This is a genomic window from Proteiniclasticum sp., assembly GCF_003514505.1.
Taxonomy (GTDB): Bacteria; Bacillota; Clostridia; order Clostridiales; family Clostridiaceae; genus Proteiniclasticum.
The window spans coordinates 20644-38832 of record NZ_DOPX01000012.1 but is presented as its reverse complement, the minus strand read 5'-3'; the positions used below and the strand labels follow the sequence as shown (position 1 = coordinate 38832).

Genomic DNA, 18189 nt, shown 5'->3' with positions numbered 1-18189 from the left:
GATCACATGTTAGTAAAAAAAACCGTTTTAGGCGTTTACCAGGAAAATGCCTATATCCTTATAGATGACACCACGAGGGATGCTCTGATCATCGATCCAGGTGATGAGGGGGAGTCTCTTGTGAGATATCTGGAAAGCCTGAAAATAAATTTGAAGGCGATACTTCTTACTCACGGCCATGTGGACCATGTTGGTGCTGTAGATGCTGTTAGAGAGGCGTTCTCTGTACCGGTCTATATCAGTGAAATAGATATGAAATTCATTGAGCAAAGAAAAATGGCTTTCGGAAAAATGAAAAGAGCGGACTACTTCTTGAAAGAAGGAGATGAGTTCATCTTTTCGGGCAAAAAAGTGGAGATTATTGAAACTCCTGGCCACAGCAGGGGAAGCTTAAGCTATTATGTGGATGGACTGCTCTTCTCTGGCGATGTGCTTTTTCAGAACTCCGTTGGCAGAACTGATCTGCCAGGAGGAAATATGGAGGAGCTCCTTTATTCCATTAAGGAAAAGCTGATGAAGCTTCCTGGTGAAACGAGAGTCTTCCCTGGACATGGACCTGAAACCACCCTTGCCATGGAAAAAGCATTCAATGGATATCTCAGATAGGTGACGATGATGATTCATGTGAAAAGCAACAACAGTCTCAGGTATCATGTTTATCACATGACTACACTGTTTTATCCTGCCTCTCAGATTCAGTATCTGGATGAGGATGATATAAAAGAGGGAGATATCGAAGTGTTTGTCTCGGGAGAAGTGCTCAGAATCAAGTTCTTTAAGGAAGAAGAGTCCTTAGCTTACCCAGATGAAACATTGAATATCATGAGAAGAGCTCTTTTCAAAAGGCTCAGCAGCAAAACCGGAAAGCACTTGCCTTGGGGGATTCTCATCGGCATAAGACCTTCTAAAATAATGAGAGAGCTCATAGAAAAAGGCTATTCGAAAGAACAAATTGTGGAAGAAATGACTGCAGAGTACTTGGCGGATGCGGATAAGATTCTTCTTGCCTATGAGGTTGCTCTTAAGGAATCAGAAGTTCTTCATAGTGTGGATACGAAGGATTCCTTCGATCTTTATATCGGTATGCCTTTCTGCCCCTCCAGATGTGTCTACTGCTCATTTGCCTCCAATGTGTATCATGGAAACCGGTATAAGGATCTGTATCTTGAGCTGCTGAAGAAGGAAATGCAGCAGATCTCAGCATATCTTAAAGAACAGAATATTACGGTTCAGCACATATACTTTGGGGGTGGCACACCCACTGCGGTATCAGATGAAGAATTTGAAGAGGTTATGGAGTCTATCGATGAGCTGTTCTTAAGCATGCATCCAATCCGGGAGTTTACTGTGGAAGCTGGAAGAGTAGACAGTATCACAGCGAAAAAGCTTCAGAGCATGAAAAAACACCATACCACAAGAATATCCATCAATCCTCAGAGTATGAAAGATGAAACTCTTAAAATCATTGGAAGAAACCACAATCGTGAGACAGTGCTTTCAGTTTTCGGGATGGCCAGAGATATGGGGTTTGACAATATAAATATGGATCTTATTCTTGGTCTCCCGGGAGAAACTTTCATGGATGTGGAAAACACGCTGGCTGATATTGAAATGCTGAGACCGGAAAGTATTACTGTGCATGGACTGGCAATCAAGAGGGCTTCGATTCTCTACGAGGATTTCATTCTTGAAAAGAAGTATCAGCTTCCTCAGCAGGAAGAAATGAACCGAATGTATGCTGCAACGGATCAATGTGCAAGAAAAATGGGTTTAAAGCCCTACTACATGTACCGTCAGAAAAATATGGTGGGAAATCATGAAAATGTCGGTTATGCAAGGGAAGGCTTTGAAAATTATTATAATATGGTCATGATTGAAGAGGTGAAGACCATCATTGCCATGGGCGCGGACGGCGTAACCAAGAAGGTGAAGGATGGGAAAATTGAACGGTTTGCGAACTTCAAAGGCCTGAATGATTATACAGAAAGATTTGAGGAAATGATGGAGAAAAAACTTCAGTTCCTCCAAAAGGAGTGAAAAATTATGGATCTGCAAGCGCCAAAGGGCACAAAAGATATGCTTCCAATGGATGCATATAAATGGCATTATATCGAAGAGCACCTGAAAGGGATTGCACATACCTACGGGTTCCGTGAAATCCGTACACCGATGTTTGAAAGCACGGAGCTCTTTACAAGAGGAGTAGGTGAAACTACAGATGTAGTGCAAAAAGAGATGTATACATTCTTGGACAAAGGAGACAGAAGCATTACGCTGAAGGCGGAAGGGACTGCTCCTGCGGTTCGTGCTTTTGTTGAATCCTCTATGTATGCGGATGCTCAACCGACAAAACTGTATTATTTCACACCTGTGTTCAGGTATGAGAATGTTCAAAAGGGCAGACTCCGTCAGCACCACCAGTTTGGAGTCGAACTTTTCGGAAGCAAGGAACCATCTGCAGATGCGGAGGTTATTTCCATTGCCATGAGAGCCTTTGAAGAGCTGGGCATCAAGGGATTGACCTTAAAGATCAACTCCATTGGTCATCCGGAGTGCAGAAGAGACTATAACACACTGCTAAAGGACTATCTGACCCCTCACTATGATGATTTATGCACAGTGTGCCAGGATAGATTTCATAAAAATCCAATGAGAATTCTAGACTGTAAAGAAAAAAGCTGTCAGCTTCTTGTAAAAGACGCTCCTCTCATTCTGGATCACGTATGTGATGAATGCAGCACTCACTTTGAACAGCTGAAAAGCTATCTCGAAGCCATGGGTATTGCCTATGAAGTGGATAAGGGGATTGTCCGGGGGCTGGATTATTACTCCAAGACTGTTTTTGAGATAGTGAACAAAGACATTACAGTATGTGGCGGAGGAAGATATGACTATCTCATTGAAGAGATTGGCGGACCTTCTATGCCGGCTGTTGGCTTTGGGCTTGGGCTGGAGAGGCTCCTGATGACACTTGAGGATGAAGGTATCGTAATTCCAGAACCTCTTAGACTGGATGTGTTCATTGCCTCCATGGGACCAGAAGAAAGCCTGAAAGCAGCTTCAGTGGCTCATAGTCTCAGAAGCAGAGGACTAAAGGCTGATATTGATCATATGGGTAAAAAGCTGAAAGCGCAGATGAAATATGCCAATAAGATTGGAGCTCGTTTCACGATGATACTTGGTGAAGAAGAGCTTTCTAACAATAAAGCATCACTTAAAAACATGGAAAATGGTGAACAGGTAGAAGTGCCGCTGACACCTGAAGCAATTGAAGAGATTATCATGAGGAGTGGATCATAATGGGAGAAATGTTAGGTCAATTAAGAAGAACCCATATGGCAGGTCATGTGAATGAGAGCCTGATCGGGCAGGAAATCATCGTAACAGGCTGGGTAGCGAAAAGAAGAAATTTAGGAGCTCTTATTTTCTGTGATGTACGTGACCGCGAAGGAATCCTTCAGGTGGTATTCCGTGAAGAAGCAGCCAAGGAAGCCTATGAAAAAGCGGATCTTCTGAGAACAGAATATTGTATTCTGGTTAGAGGTGTAGTGGAGAGAAGAGAATCAGTTAATGACAGCATTCCCACTGGCCAAGTGGAACTGATCGCCAAAGAACTGAAGATACTTTCTGAATCTGAGACCCCACCCATCTACATCAAAGAAAATCTCGATGCTTCGGAACACATCCGTCTGAAGTACAGATATCTTGATTTGAGAAGACCAGATATGCAGAAAATCTTCAAAATCAGAAGTAAAGCGTATATCTCTATCCGTAACTTCATGGACCAGGAAGGTTTCCTGGAAGTGGAAACACCAATACTCAACAAGAGCACACCAGAAGGGGCAAGAGATTATCTGGTTCCTTCTAGAAATTATCCAGGAACCTTCTATGCATTGCCACAGAGCCCTCAGATTTTCAAGCAGCTTCTCATGGTTGCTGGTTTCGATAAGTACTTTCAGATTGCCAAGTGTTTTAGAGACGAAGATTTGAGAGCCAACAGACAGCCTGAGTTTACTCAGATTGACATCGAAATGAGTTTTGTTGGAGTTGAAGATGTCATTGCACTGAATGAAAGACTGGTGCAAAGAGTCTTTAAAGAAGTTCTGGATAAAGAAGTGGTGCTCCCGTTCGAAAGGCTTACATACAAAGATGCCATGGAACGGTTTGGATCTGATAAGCCAGATCTCAGATTCGGAATGGAACTGAAAGATCTGTCTGATCTTGTAAAGGACACAGAGTTTGTTGTCTTCAGAAATGCACTGGATGCCAATGGCAGCGTGAGAGCCATCACACTAAGCGGTGGAGCTTCCATGGGCAGAAAAGACATTGACAGACTGGGTGAGTTTGTAAAGACTTACAGAGCGAAAGGACTGGCTTATATTCAGTTGAAGGAAGAAGGGGTTAAAACAGCACTTTCTAAATTCCTCTCAGAAGGAGAAATCACTTCAATCATCGAGAGAACGGAAGCCAAGACAGGAGATCTTATCCTTATCGTTGCAGACAAGGACGAAGTGGTTTTCCAATCCCTGGGGGCATTGAGGCTGGATCTTGCAAAGAAGTATGGTCTGCTTGAAGGGGCCGAAGAGTTTAAGTTTGCCTGGGTCACAGAGTTCCCGCTTCTTGAAAGAGACGAAGAGGCTGGAAGATTTGTAGCGCTTCACCATCCATTCACAAGTCCTATGGAAGAAGATCTGCATTTATTGGATACAGATCCAGGAAAAGCACGTGCGAAAGCCTATGATATGGTCCTCAATGGGGAAGAACTGGGTGGCGGTTCCATCAGAATTCATGACAGCAAGCTTCAAGAAAAAATGTTCACCTTATTAGGGTTTTCCCAGGAACAGGCTTGGGCTCGTTTTGGATTCTTACTGGAAGCATTCAAATATGGTCCACCACCACACGGTGGATTAGCCTTTGGTATGGATAGACTGGTGATGTTCCTTGCAGGAACCGAAAATATCAAGGATGTGATTGCGTTCCCTAAGAATCAGAATGCATTTGATCCGATGTCCGAAGCACCGAACATAGTGGATGAGGTTCAGCTCCAGGAACTGGGCATTGAAATCTCAAAAATATCTGAACAGGAATAAACAGCATAGAGTAGAGGAGCCCCAGTGCTTCCTCTGCTCTTTTTTACTGCAAGTTATCAGATTTCGAATATTCGGATAATATTTTATGGGTTTGAGAATTGACAGATGATTTATTGAACTATTTCCATCAGATTGTTAAAGCTCTATGGAAAATTAAACGGTTTCATATTATGATGGGAGTATGGGAGGTGGAAGATGATTATTATAGAAAATGGAACATTGACACTGGAGGATTTTATCCGTGTCACTAGAGAAAACGAGGAAGTTTCCCTGAGTGTGGATACTAGAAACCGTATCATGCATTCAAGAAAAGCGCTGGAGAAAGCCGCTGAAGGCACTCAGGCAGTTTATGGTGTTAATACAGGGTTTGGTAAGTTTTCTGAAGTTAAAATCAGTGTGAACGAACTGAAGGACCTTCAACGCAACCTCATCGTATCTCATGCATGTGGTGTAGGTCATCCGATGAAAACTGAAGAGGTACGCGGTGTGATGCTCCTTCGTGTCAACGCACTGGCTCGTGGTTTTTCAGGAATCAGGCTGGAAACCGTTGAAACTCTTCTTGAGATGCTGAACAAGAGAGTGCACCCTGTGATTCCCGAGAAGGGCTCCTTAGGTGCATCTGGAGATCTGGCGCCTTTGGCGCACATGGTGCTCACACTGATTGGAGAAGGGATGGCTGAATACAACGGGAAAATCATGCCATCCAGAGAGGCGATGAATCTTGCAAGCATCCATCCTGTAGTGCTGGAAGCGAAGGAAGGGTTGGCGCTCATTAACGGAACCCAAGCGCTGACTTCCATTGGAGCTCATGCGTTCTATGATGCTGAAAGAGCGTTGAGGACAGCAAATCACACAGCTGCGCTGACCATGGAGGCACTGCGTGGAATTACCACAGCCTTTGATGAGAGGCTGCATGTGGTTCGAGGCCACAAAGGTCAGATTGAAGTATCAAAAGAGATTCTGAGAATACTGAAAGGGTCTACTCTTGTAACGAAGCAGAATGATATTCGTGTTCAGGATGCCTATTCCATCCGGTGTATTCCCCAAGTTCATGGTGCAATCTTAGACACCCTGGACTTTGCAAGGGAGAAGATTGAAATAGAGCTGAATGCGGTAACAGATAATCCCATAGTACTCAGTGAAGATGAAATTTATTCTGGAGGGAACTTCCATGGTGAACCCATGGCCCTTATTTTTGATTACCTTGCCATTGCGGTCAGTGAGCTGGCGAATATTTCTGAAAGAAGGCTGGAAAGACTTGTGAACTACCAGCTGAATGATCTGCCTGCATTTTTGGCTCCTTCTGGAGGCCTGCACTCTGGTTTTATGATTCCCCAATATACAGCAGCGGCTTTGGTTTCTGAAAATAAAGTGCTCTCACATCCAGCTTCTGTAGACTCGATACCTTCCTCTGCCAATCAGGAGGATCATGTATCCATGGGAAATACTGCAGCGAGAAAATTACGTGAGATTGTAGAAAATACAAGAAGAGTCCTTGCCATTGAGGCTTTTGCCGCTTGTCAGGCCATTGATTTCCGTCATGGTTATACACTGGGGGAAGGTACGGCTCCGATTTATGAGAAAATCAGAGGCGTTGTACCTTTTCTGGAGAAGGATGTAATCATGCATGAGGAAATGAATAAAGTCTATGAGATATTGAATACAGTACTGTAACAAAATTAGATAAAAATACTACTTTATGTTAATATTATGATAATGTTCCATTAATATCAGGAAATGCAGATGATTTTAACAAGAGGAAGTACTACAATAATAGATAAGAGGTGATTTTGTGTTAAGAGAATTATCCATCAATGATTTTACAAAAGTGCTCGGAGAAGGAAAACCAACACCTGGGGGTGGAGCTGCGGCGGCATTGAGCGCATCTCTTGCGGCGGCACTTACTTCTATGGTTTTTAATCTGACCATTGATAAGAAAGTATCTAAGGATTATCCTGAATCCGTCATACAAGCAATGAAAGAAGCCAGGGAAAAGACAGATGCATTTAGAGAAAAGTATCTGAAACTTATGCAGGAAGATGCCAGTGCATTTGATGAGCTTATGGATGCATTTTCCATGGCTAAAACAACCGAGGATGAGAAATCGCTTCGTAAAGGAGCAATCGACCGCTCCAAAGTGAAAGTGCTGGAGATTCCAAAAGAGTTGGTTCATGAATCCTTTGCTATGTATGATGCATTGAAGATTGCCACAGAGTTTGGAAACAAAAATGCGATTTCAGATGCGGGAGTAGCAGCGATCCTGATTCATAGTGCCATTGAAGGAGCGGCTCTCAATGTGTTCATCAACTTGGCTGGATCTGAAGTCAATGATGAAAATATCAGAATGAAACAGGAAACAGACGATATTGTTGAAAAATCAAAGAACCTTAAAGAGGATATCGTTGCTGTGGTCATTGACAAAATTTATGGTCGTCAATAATTGTTATACTTTGTTTACGAAAAATCCACGGAAAGCACTTGCAAATTAATAGAGATTCGTGTATTATAAAGATAACAAATTAATAATCATTATAAATTAGAAACTGTTCTAATTATTGGAGGTAAATTATGGCAAAAGCAAATTTAGAAACCAAACTGAATCAGTATGTTGCAGATCTTACAGTAATGTACACAAAGCTGCACAATGTGCATTGGTATGTAGAAGGAAGACAGTTCCACGCAATGCATGAACTTTTTGAAATGTATTATGACAAGATCACTGAAGACATGGATGTAGTAGCAGAGAGAATGCTTCAGCTTGACTTCAAACCCGTAGCTACACTGAAAGGTGCACTGGAAATCGCAAAGATTGAAGAAAGAGGAGAAGAGTTTGGAAAGGATCTTGATTTTGTTGAGATCGTCAGAAAAGACTTTGAATACCTTCTTGGGCTTACACTCGAGGTTAAGGAAGAAGCAGACAAGGCTGGAGATGATCCAACTGTAGACATCATGAATGAGTTCACTGCTTATTATCAGAAACAGCTTTGGATGATCAAGGCTACATTAGCTTAATATGACCAGCCCCCTTAGCGGGGGCTTTCTACTTACCTCCTACTGATAATAAGAGGTAAGTGAACAAAGGCACTTCGAACAGATTATAGTAACTGTAGAGTAATGGAGGAATAAATAATGGCAAAAACAAAGTTGGAAACAAAACTGAATCAGTATGTTGCAGATCTTACAGTGATGTACACAAAGCTTCATAACGTACACTGGTATGTGACTGGAAAGCAGTTCCATAGAATGCACGAGCTTTTTGAGGGATACTACAACAAAGTGACAGAAGATATGGATGAAGTGGCAGAAAGAATGCTTCAGCTTGGATATAAGCCTGTTGCATCTTTAAAAGGTGTTCTGGAGATTGCAAAGATTGAAGAACGCTCCGAAGAGTTTGGTAAGGACATTGAATTTGTTGAGGTTGTGAAGAAGGATTTTGAATATCTTCTGAACCTGACTCTGGAAGTTAAGGAAGAAGCAGAGAAGGCTGGAGATGATCCGACTGTAGACATTATGAATGAGTTTACAGCATATTACCAGAAAGAACTCTGGATGCTGAATTCCACATTAGCATAGGAAGAGCTGTTACCCTGGCGCATCAGTTTTACTGACCCGCCGGGGTTTTTCCTTAGTATTCTTGATTAATCATCTAATCATCTGTATAATTGACTAGATGTAATAGAGAAAAGTGAGGAAATAAATGTATGAAATTAGGAATTGTAGGATTGCCCAATGTGGGAAAGAGTACTCTTTTCAATGCGATCACCAAGGCTGGAGTAGAAGCTGCAAATTATCCATTTGCAACAATTGAGCCTAACGTTGGCGTTGTAACAGTACCAGATGAAAGACTTGATGCGCTGGAGAAGCTTTATAATTCAAAGAAAAAAGTGTATGCTCATGTAGAGTTTTATGACATTGCAGGACTTGTAAAAGGAGCATCCCAGGGAGAAGGGCTGGGCAACAAGTTTCTCTCCCATATCCGAGAAGTGGAATCCATCATTCATGTGGTGCGCTGCTTTGAAAATGATAATATTGTCCATGTGGAAGGTAATGTGGATCCAATCAGAGATATTGAAACCATAAATCTCGAACTGATTTTTTCTGATCTGGAAACCTTGGAGAAGAGAATGGACAAGGCCATGAAGCTGAAACGTTCTGGCGATAAAACAGCACAGGCGGAGTATGATCTCATGGAAAGAATCAAAGCGCATCTGGAAGCAGGTTTCCCTGTGAGGACTTTTGATGCCACTGAGGAAGAAGAGGAAGTGATCAGAGGACTGTTTCTTCTTACTTCAAAAAAAGTGCTGTATGCAGCGAACATTTCTGAAGAGGATCTGATGTCCGGGGAAGAGAATGATCTGGTCAAAAGAGTCCGGGAGTATATTAAAGACGAGAATGCAGGACTTGTGACCATTTGTGCAAGACTGGAAGAGGAGCTTTCAGGTCTTGAGGATGATGAAAAACTTGAGATGCTGGCAGAGTACGGAATCAATGAGACTGGACTGGACAGGCTGATTAAGGAAAGTTACAGACTTCTGGGGCTCATGAGCTTTCTTACGGCAGGACCTCAGGAAATCCGTGCCTGGACCATTAAAGTTGGCACAAAGGCTCCTGTGGCGGCTGGAAAGATCCACTCTGATATCCAGAGAGGCTTTATCAGAGCTGAAGTCATCTCTTATGATGCACTGATGGAATCTGGTTCTGAAGCCCACGCAAAGGAAAAGGGCTTATATAGAATTGAAGGAAAAGAATATGTGATGCGAGAAGGCGATGTGGTGAATTTCAGATTCAATGTCTAATTCTACGTATGGAAAACCTGTGTAGCAATACTCAGGTTTTTTCTTATATTCAGATAGAACTCTATTTGATATACTGAAACTATAAGATAAAAAGATATGTGGAGGAACAATCATGACGGAGTTTAGAAATATGAGCGTAACTAAATTTCTCCTGCTTCTATTTGGGGTATTTTTTTCCTATATTCTGCTGGTGGTGATCGTGGGTGAATCTGGAGCGCCTCAAAACTTGATCTATATATTGCAGATTCTTTTTTATGTAGTACTGTTCTTTGCCTTTTTTAATCGGGGGCTGACAAGTCAGGAGCAAAAAAAGGTGCTCACGAGTGATAAAAAGACATTTTCGCTGCCTCTTATGATGGCTCCCTTTTTTATTGGCAGTCTGGTCAGTGTGCTCTATGGACTGGTGATTCAGTTTTTATTCCCGAGCCTATTCGAATCTTATCTGGGGGCATCGGAATCGATCGAGCTGATGATAGAACAGGCTGGATATCTGCAGATTGGTATGATCTTTTTAGCCATTGTGGTGCTTGCGCCCATTGTGGAAGAGATTTTATTTAGAGGGATTTTATTCAATCTCATCGCCAAAAGAAAAAGCACGCTGTTTGCGATGATTACATCGTCTCTCATCTTTGGATTTCTTCATGCGGAAACCATGGTGCCTACTGCCGTGATTGGATTCGTGCTCTGCTTTATTTACCATAAAACCGGAAACTTGTATCTCGCCATGGGAGCTCATGCATTCAATAATTTCATTGCATTTGTGATGCCATTACTTCTGGCGCAGACGTCCGAAACAAGTGCACTGGTGAGTGTATTGGGAGTCCTGCTTCTTTTGGCCAATGGTATTATTACCATTCTTTTTGCTCGCTATCTTATAAAAAACTGGGACAGCATCAGAGAGAGAACCCCGTTTTTCAGGTTATCTCACAATCAAGAAGGAGACATTGGCCAAAGAGATAAGGAGGCAGAGAAGGAAATTATTGATATCACAAAACACATCAGCCATGGTATGGAGGTTTACCCAGGAGACCCGGAAGTGGTTGTGGAAGAAAAAAACAGCATTTCCCAGGACGGGTTCTCTCTCAGGAAGTTGTCTCTTAGCACCCATTCGGGAACCCATATGGATTTTCCGTCACACTTCATCGAAAATGGGAAAACAGCAGATGATTTTGAACTGGAGAGGTTTTTTGGTGAAACGGCTGTGGTGTCGAGTTTTCAAGACCCAATCCCTTATGGCGTAAAAAATATCCTTTCAAAAGAAGGATATCTCACAGAAGATAGAGCGCGGATGTTTCTGAAAAACGGAGTTCAGCTGATAGGTACAGTTCATGAATCCATCGAACAAGATTATCCATATCCATTGCATAAATTACTTCTTGAAAGTGATATAATAATTTTGGAGAATCTGGAACTCAGTCATGTGGAGCCTGGTATATACAGATTGGCGGTTTTGCCTCTGAAGATTGAGGGAGCGGAAGCTTCTCCATGCAGGGCGGTGCTTTTCAGATGATACATGAAGGAGTGGCTGTGCTCACATTCAGAGTCGCGTATGTCCATTCGTTAAAAGAAAAAAGAAGCATTGTTTCCAGCATGAAATCGAAGGTAAGATCCAAGTTTAATGTTTCGGTGATAGAAGCAGATCATCAGGATGTGCACCAGAGTATTGTTTTAGCTTTGTCGGTGATATCCACATCCAAAGATATGGTAGAGTCCACGCTACAAAGTATTACGGAGTTTTTACTCCAGCAGTTCGATGTGGAGCTGATGGGGGAAGAATACTACAGAGAAAATTATTAGGAGGCAAACGATGAAATTTCAAGACTACAAGTATGAACGTCCTGTGGTAGAGGAAATCAAAAAAGAAGCGGATGTGCTCTTTTCTGCCATGGAAAAAGCAGCAACAAAGGAAGAGTTTTTACAGCACATGGATGCATTCATACAACTGAGGCTGCATGTGGAGACTATGTTCCAGCTGGTATCTATTCGTCACAGCATTGATACCAGAGATGAGTTCTATGATAAAGAGTCCGATTATGTGGATATGGCAATGCCTGAACTGCAGAATCTTGTGACACGTTTTTATCATATTATTCTAAATACACCATACCGCGCAGAGATTGAAAACAAATACGGCAAGCATCTACTCAACCTTGCTGAGCTTTCAGTGAAAGCCTTCAAACCTGAAATCATCGAAGATCTTCAGGAAGAGAATAAGCTTTCATCCGAATACTCCAAACTGGTTGCTTCAGCGAGCATTCAGTTTGAAGGAGAAGAACGTAATCTTTCCGGTCTGATTCCATTTATGGAACATAAAGAAAGAGCGGTTCGAAAATCTGCCTATGAAGCTTATTCAGGGTTCTTCAAGGAACATGAGGCTGAGTTTGACAGGATTTATGATGAACTGGTCAAAGTAAGAACAAGAATGGCAAAGAAATTAGGGTATGAGAACTATGTGCAGATGGCCTATGACAGTCTTCTAAGGACTGAATACGGTCCAAAAGAAGTGGCAGGATATCGCGAAGCGATCCTGAACCATATTGTTCCGGTGGTGAAGGATCTGCGCGTGCGTCAGGCCAAGAGACTTGGACTGGATGGTCTCAAGTACTATGATGAAGCCATAGAGTTTACCACAGGAAATGCTACACCTAAAGGAAGCCCAGAATGGATCATCGAAAACGGCAAGAAAATGTACGAAGAACTCTCTCCTGAAACAAAAGAGTTCTTTGACTTTATGACAGAGCATGAACTTCTGGATCTGGTTACCAAAAAAGGAAAGCAGGCAGGAGGGTACTGCACATATATTGCAGATTATAAGGCTCCGTTTATTTTCTCTAATTTCAATGGTACTTCAGGAGATATCGACGTACTGACTCATGAAGCTGGTCATGCGTTCCAGGTATACTCCTCAAGACACTATGAGGTTCCAGAGTACAGTTTTCCAACCTACGAAGCATGCGAAATCCACTCCATGTCCATGGAGTTCTTCACATGGCCTTGGATGAATCTGTTCTTTGAGGAAGATACGGAAAAATATAAGTTTTCCCATCTTCAGGGAACACTGCTCTTCCTTCCCTATGGAGTTACAGTGGATGAGTTCCAGCATTTTGTATATGAGCATCCCGAAGCTACTCCTGCTGAAAGAAAGGCAAAGTGGAGAGAGATTGAGAAGAAATACCTGCCATTGAAGGATTATGAAGAGAATGACCTGTACAACAGAGGTGGATTCTTCTTTAAACAGCTTCATATTTTTACATCACCATTTTATTACATCGACTACACTTTGGCTCAAGTATGTGCGCTGCAGTATTTTATGAGAAGCCGTAAGGAAGGAAAGAAAGCTTGGGATGATTATGTTGCACTTTGTAAAGAAGGTGGAAGCAAGCCGTTCCTGGAACTTGTGGAACTGGCTGGACTGAAAAATCCATTCCTGCCTGAGACCATTCCATCCATTATGCCAGAAATCAAAGCATATCTGGATTCAGTAGACGATACCAAATTATAAAGGGAAGCGGCATACCCGAAGGACTGCTGTTAGGGCGGTTTTCGGGTATGTTTTTCTTTAAGAAGATTTTCAGGCTTAAATGTGATACTATATTGTATGCAACTATTTAATGAAATCCGGACTTAGCTGGATGTGGAGGAAGTATGAAAAATATTGGAATTATTAAAACGGGTAAATTTAAGAATAATGCCATCAGTCTTGTGATTCCCGTTGGCCTGGATGAGAACGTCACAGGATATAACGTGATGGCTCAGCTGATGAAAAGAGGAACCAAGGCATTCAGCTCCTCCTCTGCCATCGCGAGATATCTCCAGGAACTTTACGGGGCGGTGTTTGACATCGGATTGCATAAAGTGGGAGAAAAGCTATTTGTGATCTTTTATGTCAGTTTCCTTGACAACAGATTCACTTTATATAAAGAGGATTTATGGGATAAAGCGATTTTTCTTCTGGAAGAAGTGCTGTATCATCCGCTGTTTGTCCAAGAGGATTTTTCTTTGGAGATCATCAGTCAGGAACTGGATAATCATAGGCTTTATATTGAATCCGTTTATGATGATAAAGGTCATTATTCCATGAATCGGGTGGTGGAGATTGGTGTCCTGGATGAATACAGGATTCCAGAATACGGCACTTTGGAGGAGCTCGATGGTGTGACCCCTCAAGTATTGAAGAAGCTCTGGGAGGATCTTTTGAAAAAACCAGCCTTCTGCTATGCTTCCGGAAACATCGAAGATGAAGAGATGATCTCAGGGAAACTATCCATGCTGAAAATTCTTAAGGATGAGACTCTAGTACAACCGGAAGGGTTTTATGGTGAGAGAAGCTTTATAGAAAGAGCAGATATTGTGTATGAACCCATGAAAATCAATCAGGGAAAGATGTCATTGCTTTATAAGACCAATACAACAATTTTCAGTGGTGATTATTTTGCGCTGGCGGTTTTTAACTCCATCTTTGGAGGAGGAGCCCACTCTAAATTATTCAATGAAGTGCGTGAAAAGCACTCTATGGCATATTCCATATACTCTTCTTTTGATAAGTTCGCTGGTGTCATGACCATTGGAGCTGGTGTGGATTTCACGAAGTTTGATAGAGCAAAAGAACTTATTGATGAAGAGCTTCAGAAAATGATTGATGGGGAGTTTACTCACGAGGAAATGGAGATTGCTCGAACGAAAATGATCAGCACACTTCATTCCATGGAGGATTCCATGTACAACACATCAAATTATCTCATCGCTCTCAGAGTATTTGGAATTCATTATACGGTGGATGATGTGATTGAAGGAATCAAAAAAGTAACCAAAGAACAGGTGATTGAAGCGGCCAAGAAAGTGGAGTTTGTATGTGCTCACTATCTGGGTGGGGAGGAACTTTCATAATGAACTACAAAGAACTAAAATTTATAGATGAAAAACTATATGAGACTGAAATTAACGGACTCAGAGTCTTTTATATACCGAAAAAAGGATTCACTAAATCCTATGCAATTCTGACCTCAGATTTTGGCAGCAAAGATGTGGAGTTTTCAATTGATGGTGGCCAAAACTTCAAGAAGTATCCAGAAGGGATTGCGCATTTTTTAGAGCATAAGATGTTTGAGATGCCTGGAGGTCTCAATGTGTTCAACCGGTTTACAGAGCAAGGGGCTTCTGTGAATGCCTTTACCAACAACCATCAGACCTCCTATTATTTCAGCACCACAAACCATTTTATGGAGAATCTTTCACTTCTCCTGGATATGGTTTTTACCCCCCATCTTACGGAGGAGAACGTGGAGAAGGAAAAAGGCATCATTGCTGAAGAAATAAAGATGTACGATGACCATCCGGGATTCAGAGGGTATATCGAAGCGCTTAAATCCATGTACTTCACACATCCTGTGCGAGAAGATATTGCGGGCACAGTGGAATCTATTTATAAACTCACCGCGCAGGACCTGATAGAATGCTATGAAGCATTTTATCATCCAGAGAACATGATTCTTGTTCTAGTTGGGGACATCCCTATGGAGGAAGCTGTTTTGCTGCTTCAAGAAAAGGTGAAGAGAGGAGAAAAACTTCATCTCGTAAAAAGAACCTATATAGAGCCGCAGCATGTCAACAAAGGAGCTTCCAGCCTGAACATGGGTTTGCAGGTGCCTAACTATATTTATGGTATCAAGGTGCTGCCTGAAAGTCCGAATCTTATGAAGGAGTCGCTCACTGGAACCCTGATGATGAAGCTTGTATTTGGATCCACTTCAGTTTTCTATGAAGATATGCTGAAAGAAGGAATCATCAACGACAGTTTTTCCAGTGAATTCAATCTGGGGAGCGATCATGGTGAAATCTTTATGGGGGGAGAATCTAAAGAACCCCAAAAAGTACTGGATACCATTGAAGCGTATATAGAGAAAGTGCTGGCAGATGAAGCCTTTTTTGACGGTCAGCAGGAAGCTGTGGAAAGAATCAAAAAATCCATGACAGGAAGCTTCGTGAATGTGTTTAACTCTGTGGACAGGATCGGAGTAACAACCACAGGGATGCTTCTTCATGGGGAGGATGTATTCTCCTATGTGGATACATTAAAAGAGATTCACACAGCGGATGTGAAGGCTTCTTTTCAGCGGGTTTTTCAGAAAGATCATGCGGTTCAGATCATTATTTCGTAAAATCTACATAAAGTGGAAATAGACTAAAAGAATCAATTGTGAATTAATTTACATTATTTTTGTTGGTATTTTCTGAAAATAGCGAAACCCTATGGTGCTCATGAGATTTCAAATTAAAGATTTTTTGTGAATTTTAAACTTATTTTATTTATAACCCTTCAAACTATTGAAGGGTTATATTTTTTTGTGTAGAATGAACATATAAGTGGTGAAAAGTGGTAAAAAGTGGTGATTAAAGATGCTGATTGGTGAGTTTAGTCATGGAATGGATAAGAAAAATAGAATAATTATTCCTGCTAAGCTCAGAGAAGGTCTTGGAGACACATTTATCATGACCAAAGGGCTTGATTCCTGCTTATATATTTATCCAAAATCAGAGTGGGAAGTTTTTGAGAAAAAGCTGAAGGCTTTGCCCATGACAGATAAAAATGTTCGTGCCTTTGTCCGTTTCTTCTTTTCAGGAGCAAACGAGATGGAACCGGATAAAATGGGTAGAGTTTTAATTCCGCAGTCGCTGCTTTCGTATGCAGGTATTGAAGGTGAAGTAGTAAGTGTTGGTATGATGGATCGTGTTGAAGTGTGGTCAAAAGAAAAGTGGACTGCGTATAACGAGAGTGACATGGATATGGATGCAATTGCGGCAAAAATGAATGAGTTAGGGATTTAGGTGATTGTATGGAATTTAAACATGTATCTGTGCTGCTGGAGGAATGTCTGGAAGCTCTCAATATCAGAAAAGATGGAACCTATGTAGACTGTACGTTAGGTGGAGCGGGTCATTCAAAAGAGATTCTCAAAAGAATTGAGTCAGGAAAACTGATCGGAATTGATCAGGACCAGGATGCGCTTCAAAATGCGAGGACAATTTTGTCTCAGTACAGCAATGTGATATTAGTTCATTCGAATTTTGAAATGATCAAGTCCATCATTGAAGACCATGCACCTGAAGGTGTTGATGGAATTCTCATGGATCTTGGGGTCTCTTCTTATCAGCTGGATGAGGGAGAGAGAGGTTTTTCCTATATGAAGGATGCGCCACTGGATATGAGAATGAATCAGGATGATCCTTTCTCCGCCTATGAAGTAGTCAATGAGTATGATGAAGAAAAGATATATAGAATCATCCGGGACTATGGAGAAGAAAAGTTTGCCAAGAGAATCGCAGGGTTCATTGCAAAAGCCAGGCAGGAAAAACCGATCAATACGACCTTGGAACTTGTGGAAATCATAAAAAACGCCATTCCGGCCAGGGCAAGAAGAGAAGGTCCTCATCCTGCAAAAAGAACTTTTCAGGCAATAAGAATTGAAGTCAACAGAGAACTTAGTATTTTAAAAGATACCATTGAGGATGCGGTAGACGGGTTGAAGCCAGGAGGAAGACTGGCGATCATCACCTTCCACTCCTTAGAAGACAGAATTGTTAAAAATACATATCGTGATTTAATGGATCCTTGTACCTGTCCAAAGAATATGCCATGTGTCTGTGGGAAGACAGCCACGGTTAAGATTCTTACCAGAAAGCCCATACTGCCCTCGGAGTTAGAAATAGAAGAGAACCCGAGATCACGCAGTGCTAAGCTCAGGGTGTTGGAGAAGCTATAGGTTAGGGACTGATAGAAAGGTGTGATGATGATGGCACTACCAGAACGTGTTCCGTATATTCATGCGGTTCCGAATCCAAGCGTCGAGAGAGAACAGAAAAGACGTGAGGTGGAAGAAAAACGTAAACTTCAAAGATCAAAAGAACAGTATCAGAAAAAGACAGCGGTACAGAACAATGCTATGAAAAAAAGTGTTGGACGGTCCATTTTCTTTATGGCTGTTCTGCTTGCATTTGTGCTGTTTAGAAGCTCTATGGTGTATGATCTGCAGAATCAGTATGTGGGAATGCAGAATCAGATCAGAGAGACTGAAAAGCTCAATGAGGATCTAAGATCCAAGATTATTAAAGCATCCTCCATAAAGGAGCTTGCTGAAAAATCCAAAGAAATGGAACTTCAGACTGTGAATCGTGAAGATTATATTGAAGTGGACTTATCGGTGAATCATTTTTCAGATGGTGTAGCTGTAACTGAAGAGAAAAGTCTTTCTGAACAAATTCTATCTTTAATTCCTTTTGAATTTGCGCATTAAGAACATGAGGAT

The 18189-nt window shown here is 41.7% G+C and carries 17 protein-coding genes; all 17 read left to right on the top strand.

Features of this window, described 5'->3' with window-relative positions; genetic code table 11:
• Positions 1-6: 6 nt before the first annotated feature.
• The 17 genes from DEF30_RS03525 to DEF30_RS03445 all read left to right on the top strand — a co-directional run bounded on the left by DEF30_RS03525 (position 7) and on the right by DEF30_RS03445 (position 18177).
• A complete protein-coding gene (locus DEF30_RS03525) occupies positions 7-606 on the top strand; it encodes an MBL fold metallo-hydrolase (protein ID WP_294096574.1) in 600 nt (199 codons plus the stop codon).
• Between the two features lie 57 nt (positions 607-663).
• The gene (gene hemZ, locus DEF30_RS03520; RefSeq protein ID WP_294096572.1) at positions 664-2037 is read left to right on the top strand and encodes a coproporphyrinogen dehydrogenase HemZ; all 1374 of its coding nucleotides are present in this window, start codon (positions 664-666) and stop codon (positions 2035-2037) included.
• Between the two features lie 6 nt (positions 2038-2043).
• Positions 2044-3300 carry a histidine--tRNA ligase gene (gene hisS, locus DEF30_RS03515; protein ID WP_294096570.1) on the top strand — a complete coding sequence of 419 codons (1257 nt, stop codon included), beginning with the start codon at positions 2044-2046 and terminating at the stop codon, positions 3298-3300.
• Positions 3300-5090: an aspartate--tRNA ligase gene (gene aspS, locus DEF30_RS03510; protein ID WP_294096568.1), complete on the top strand. Its 1791-nt coding sequence runs from the start codon at positions 3300-3302 to the stop codon at positions 5088-5090. The genes hisS and aspS overlap by 1 nt, the downstream gene beginning before the upstream one ends.
• A gap of 195 nt (positions 5091-5285) precedes the next feature.
• Positions 5286-6764: a histidine ammonia-lyase gene (hutH, locus tag DEF30_RS03505; protein WP_294096565.1), complete on the top strand. Its 1479-nt coding sequence runs from the start codon at positions 5286-5288 to the stop codon at positions 6762-6764.
• 118 nt (positions 6765-6882) lie between these two features.
• Positions 6883-7530, top strand: coding sequence for a cyclodeaminase/cyclohydrolase family protein (locus DEF30_RS03500; RefSeq protein WP_294096563.1), 648 nt, complete (start codon positions 6883-6885; stop codon positions 7528-7530).
• A 128-nt stretch (positions 7531-7658) separates the two neighbouring features.
• Positions 7659-8102 carry a DNA starvation/stationary phase protection protein gene (locus DEF30_RS03495; protein ID WP_294096561.1) on the top strand — a complete coding sequence of 148 codons (444 nt, stop codon included), beginning with the start codon at positions 7659-7661 and terminating at the stop codon, positions 8100-8102.
• A 117-nt stretch (positions 8103-8219) separates the two neighbouring features.
• On the top strand, positions 8220-8663 hold the full coding sequence (locus DEF30_RS03490) for a DNA starvation/stationary phase protection protein (protein WP_294096559.1): 444 nt from the start codon (positions 8220-8222) through the stop codon (positions 8661-8663).
• Between the two features lie 128 nt (positions 8664-8791).
• Positions 8792-9886 (top strand): redox-regulated ATPase YchF, encoded by a 1095-nt coding sequence (gene ychF, locus DEF30_RS03485; RefSeq protein ID WP_074910165.1) that lies wholly within the window; start codon positions 8792-8794, stop codon positions 9884-9886.
• Positions 9887-9998: 112 nt separating this feature from the next.
• On the top strand, positions 9999-11396 hold the full coding sequence (locus DEF30_RS03480) for a CPBP family glutamic-type intramembrane protease (RefSeq protein ID WP_294096556.1): 1398 nt from the start codon (positions 9999-10001) through the stop codon (positions 11394-11396).
• The gene (locus DEF30_RS03475; protein ID WP_294096554.1) at positions 11393-11683 is read left to right on the top strand and encodes a DUF503 domain-containing protein; all 291 of its coding nucleotides are present in this window, start codon (positions 11393-11395) and stop codon (positions 11681-11683) included. Before DEF30_RS03480 ends, DEF30_RS03475 begins: the two co-directional genes overlap by 4 nt.
• Before the next feature lie 10 nt (positions 11684-11693).
• Positions 11694-13388, top strand: a complete 1695-nt coding sequence (locus DEF30_RS03470) for a M3 family oligoendopeptidase (protein WP_294096552.1) — start codon at positions 11694-11696, stop codon at positions 13386-13388.
• Between the two features lie 143 nt (positions 13389-13531).
• Positions 13532-14773, top strand: coding sequence for a pitrilysin family protein (locus DEF30_RS03465; RefSeq protein WP_294096550.1), 1242 nt, complete (start codon positions 13532-13534; stop codon positions 14771-14773).
• Positions 14773-16044 (top strand): pitrilysin family protein, encoded by a 1272-nt coding sequence (locus DEF30_RS03460; protein ID WP_294096548.1) that lies wholly within the window; start codon positions 14773-14775, stop codon positions 16042-16044. Before DEF30_RS03465 ends, DEF30_RS03460 begins: the two co-directional genes overlap by 1 nt.
• A gap of 238 nt (positions 16045-16282) precedes the next feature.
• On the top strand, positions 16283-16711 hold the full coding sequence (gene mraZ, locus DEF30_RS03455; protein ID WP_074910152.1) for a division/cell wall cluster transcriptional repressor MraZ: 429 nt from the start codon (positions 16283-16285) through the stop codon (positions 16709-16711).
• An 8-nt stretch (positions 16712-16719) separates the two neighbouring features.
• Positions 16720-17646 (top strand): 16S rRNA (cytosine(1402)-N(4))-methyltransferase RsmH, encoded by a 927-nt coding sequence (gene rsmH / locus DEF30_RS03450; RefSeq protein WP_294096543.1) that lies wholly within the window; start codon positions 16720-16722, stop codon positions 17644-17646.
• Positions 17647-17670: 24 nt separating this feature from the next.
• Positions 17671-18177: a hypothetical protein gene (locus tag DEF30_RS03445; RefSeq protein ID WP_294096541.1), complete on the top strand. Its 507-nt coding sequence runs from the start codon at positions 17671-17673 to the stop codon at positions 18175-18177.
• The last annotated feature ends 12 nt before the right edge of the window (positions 18178-18189 follow it).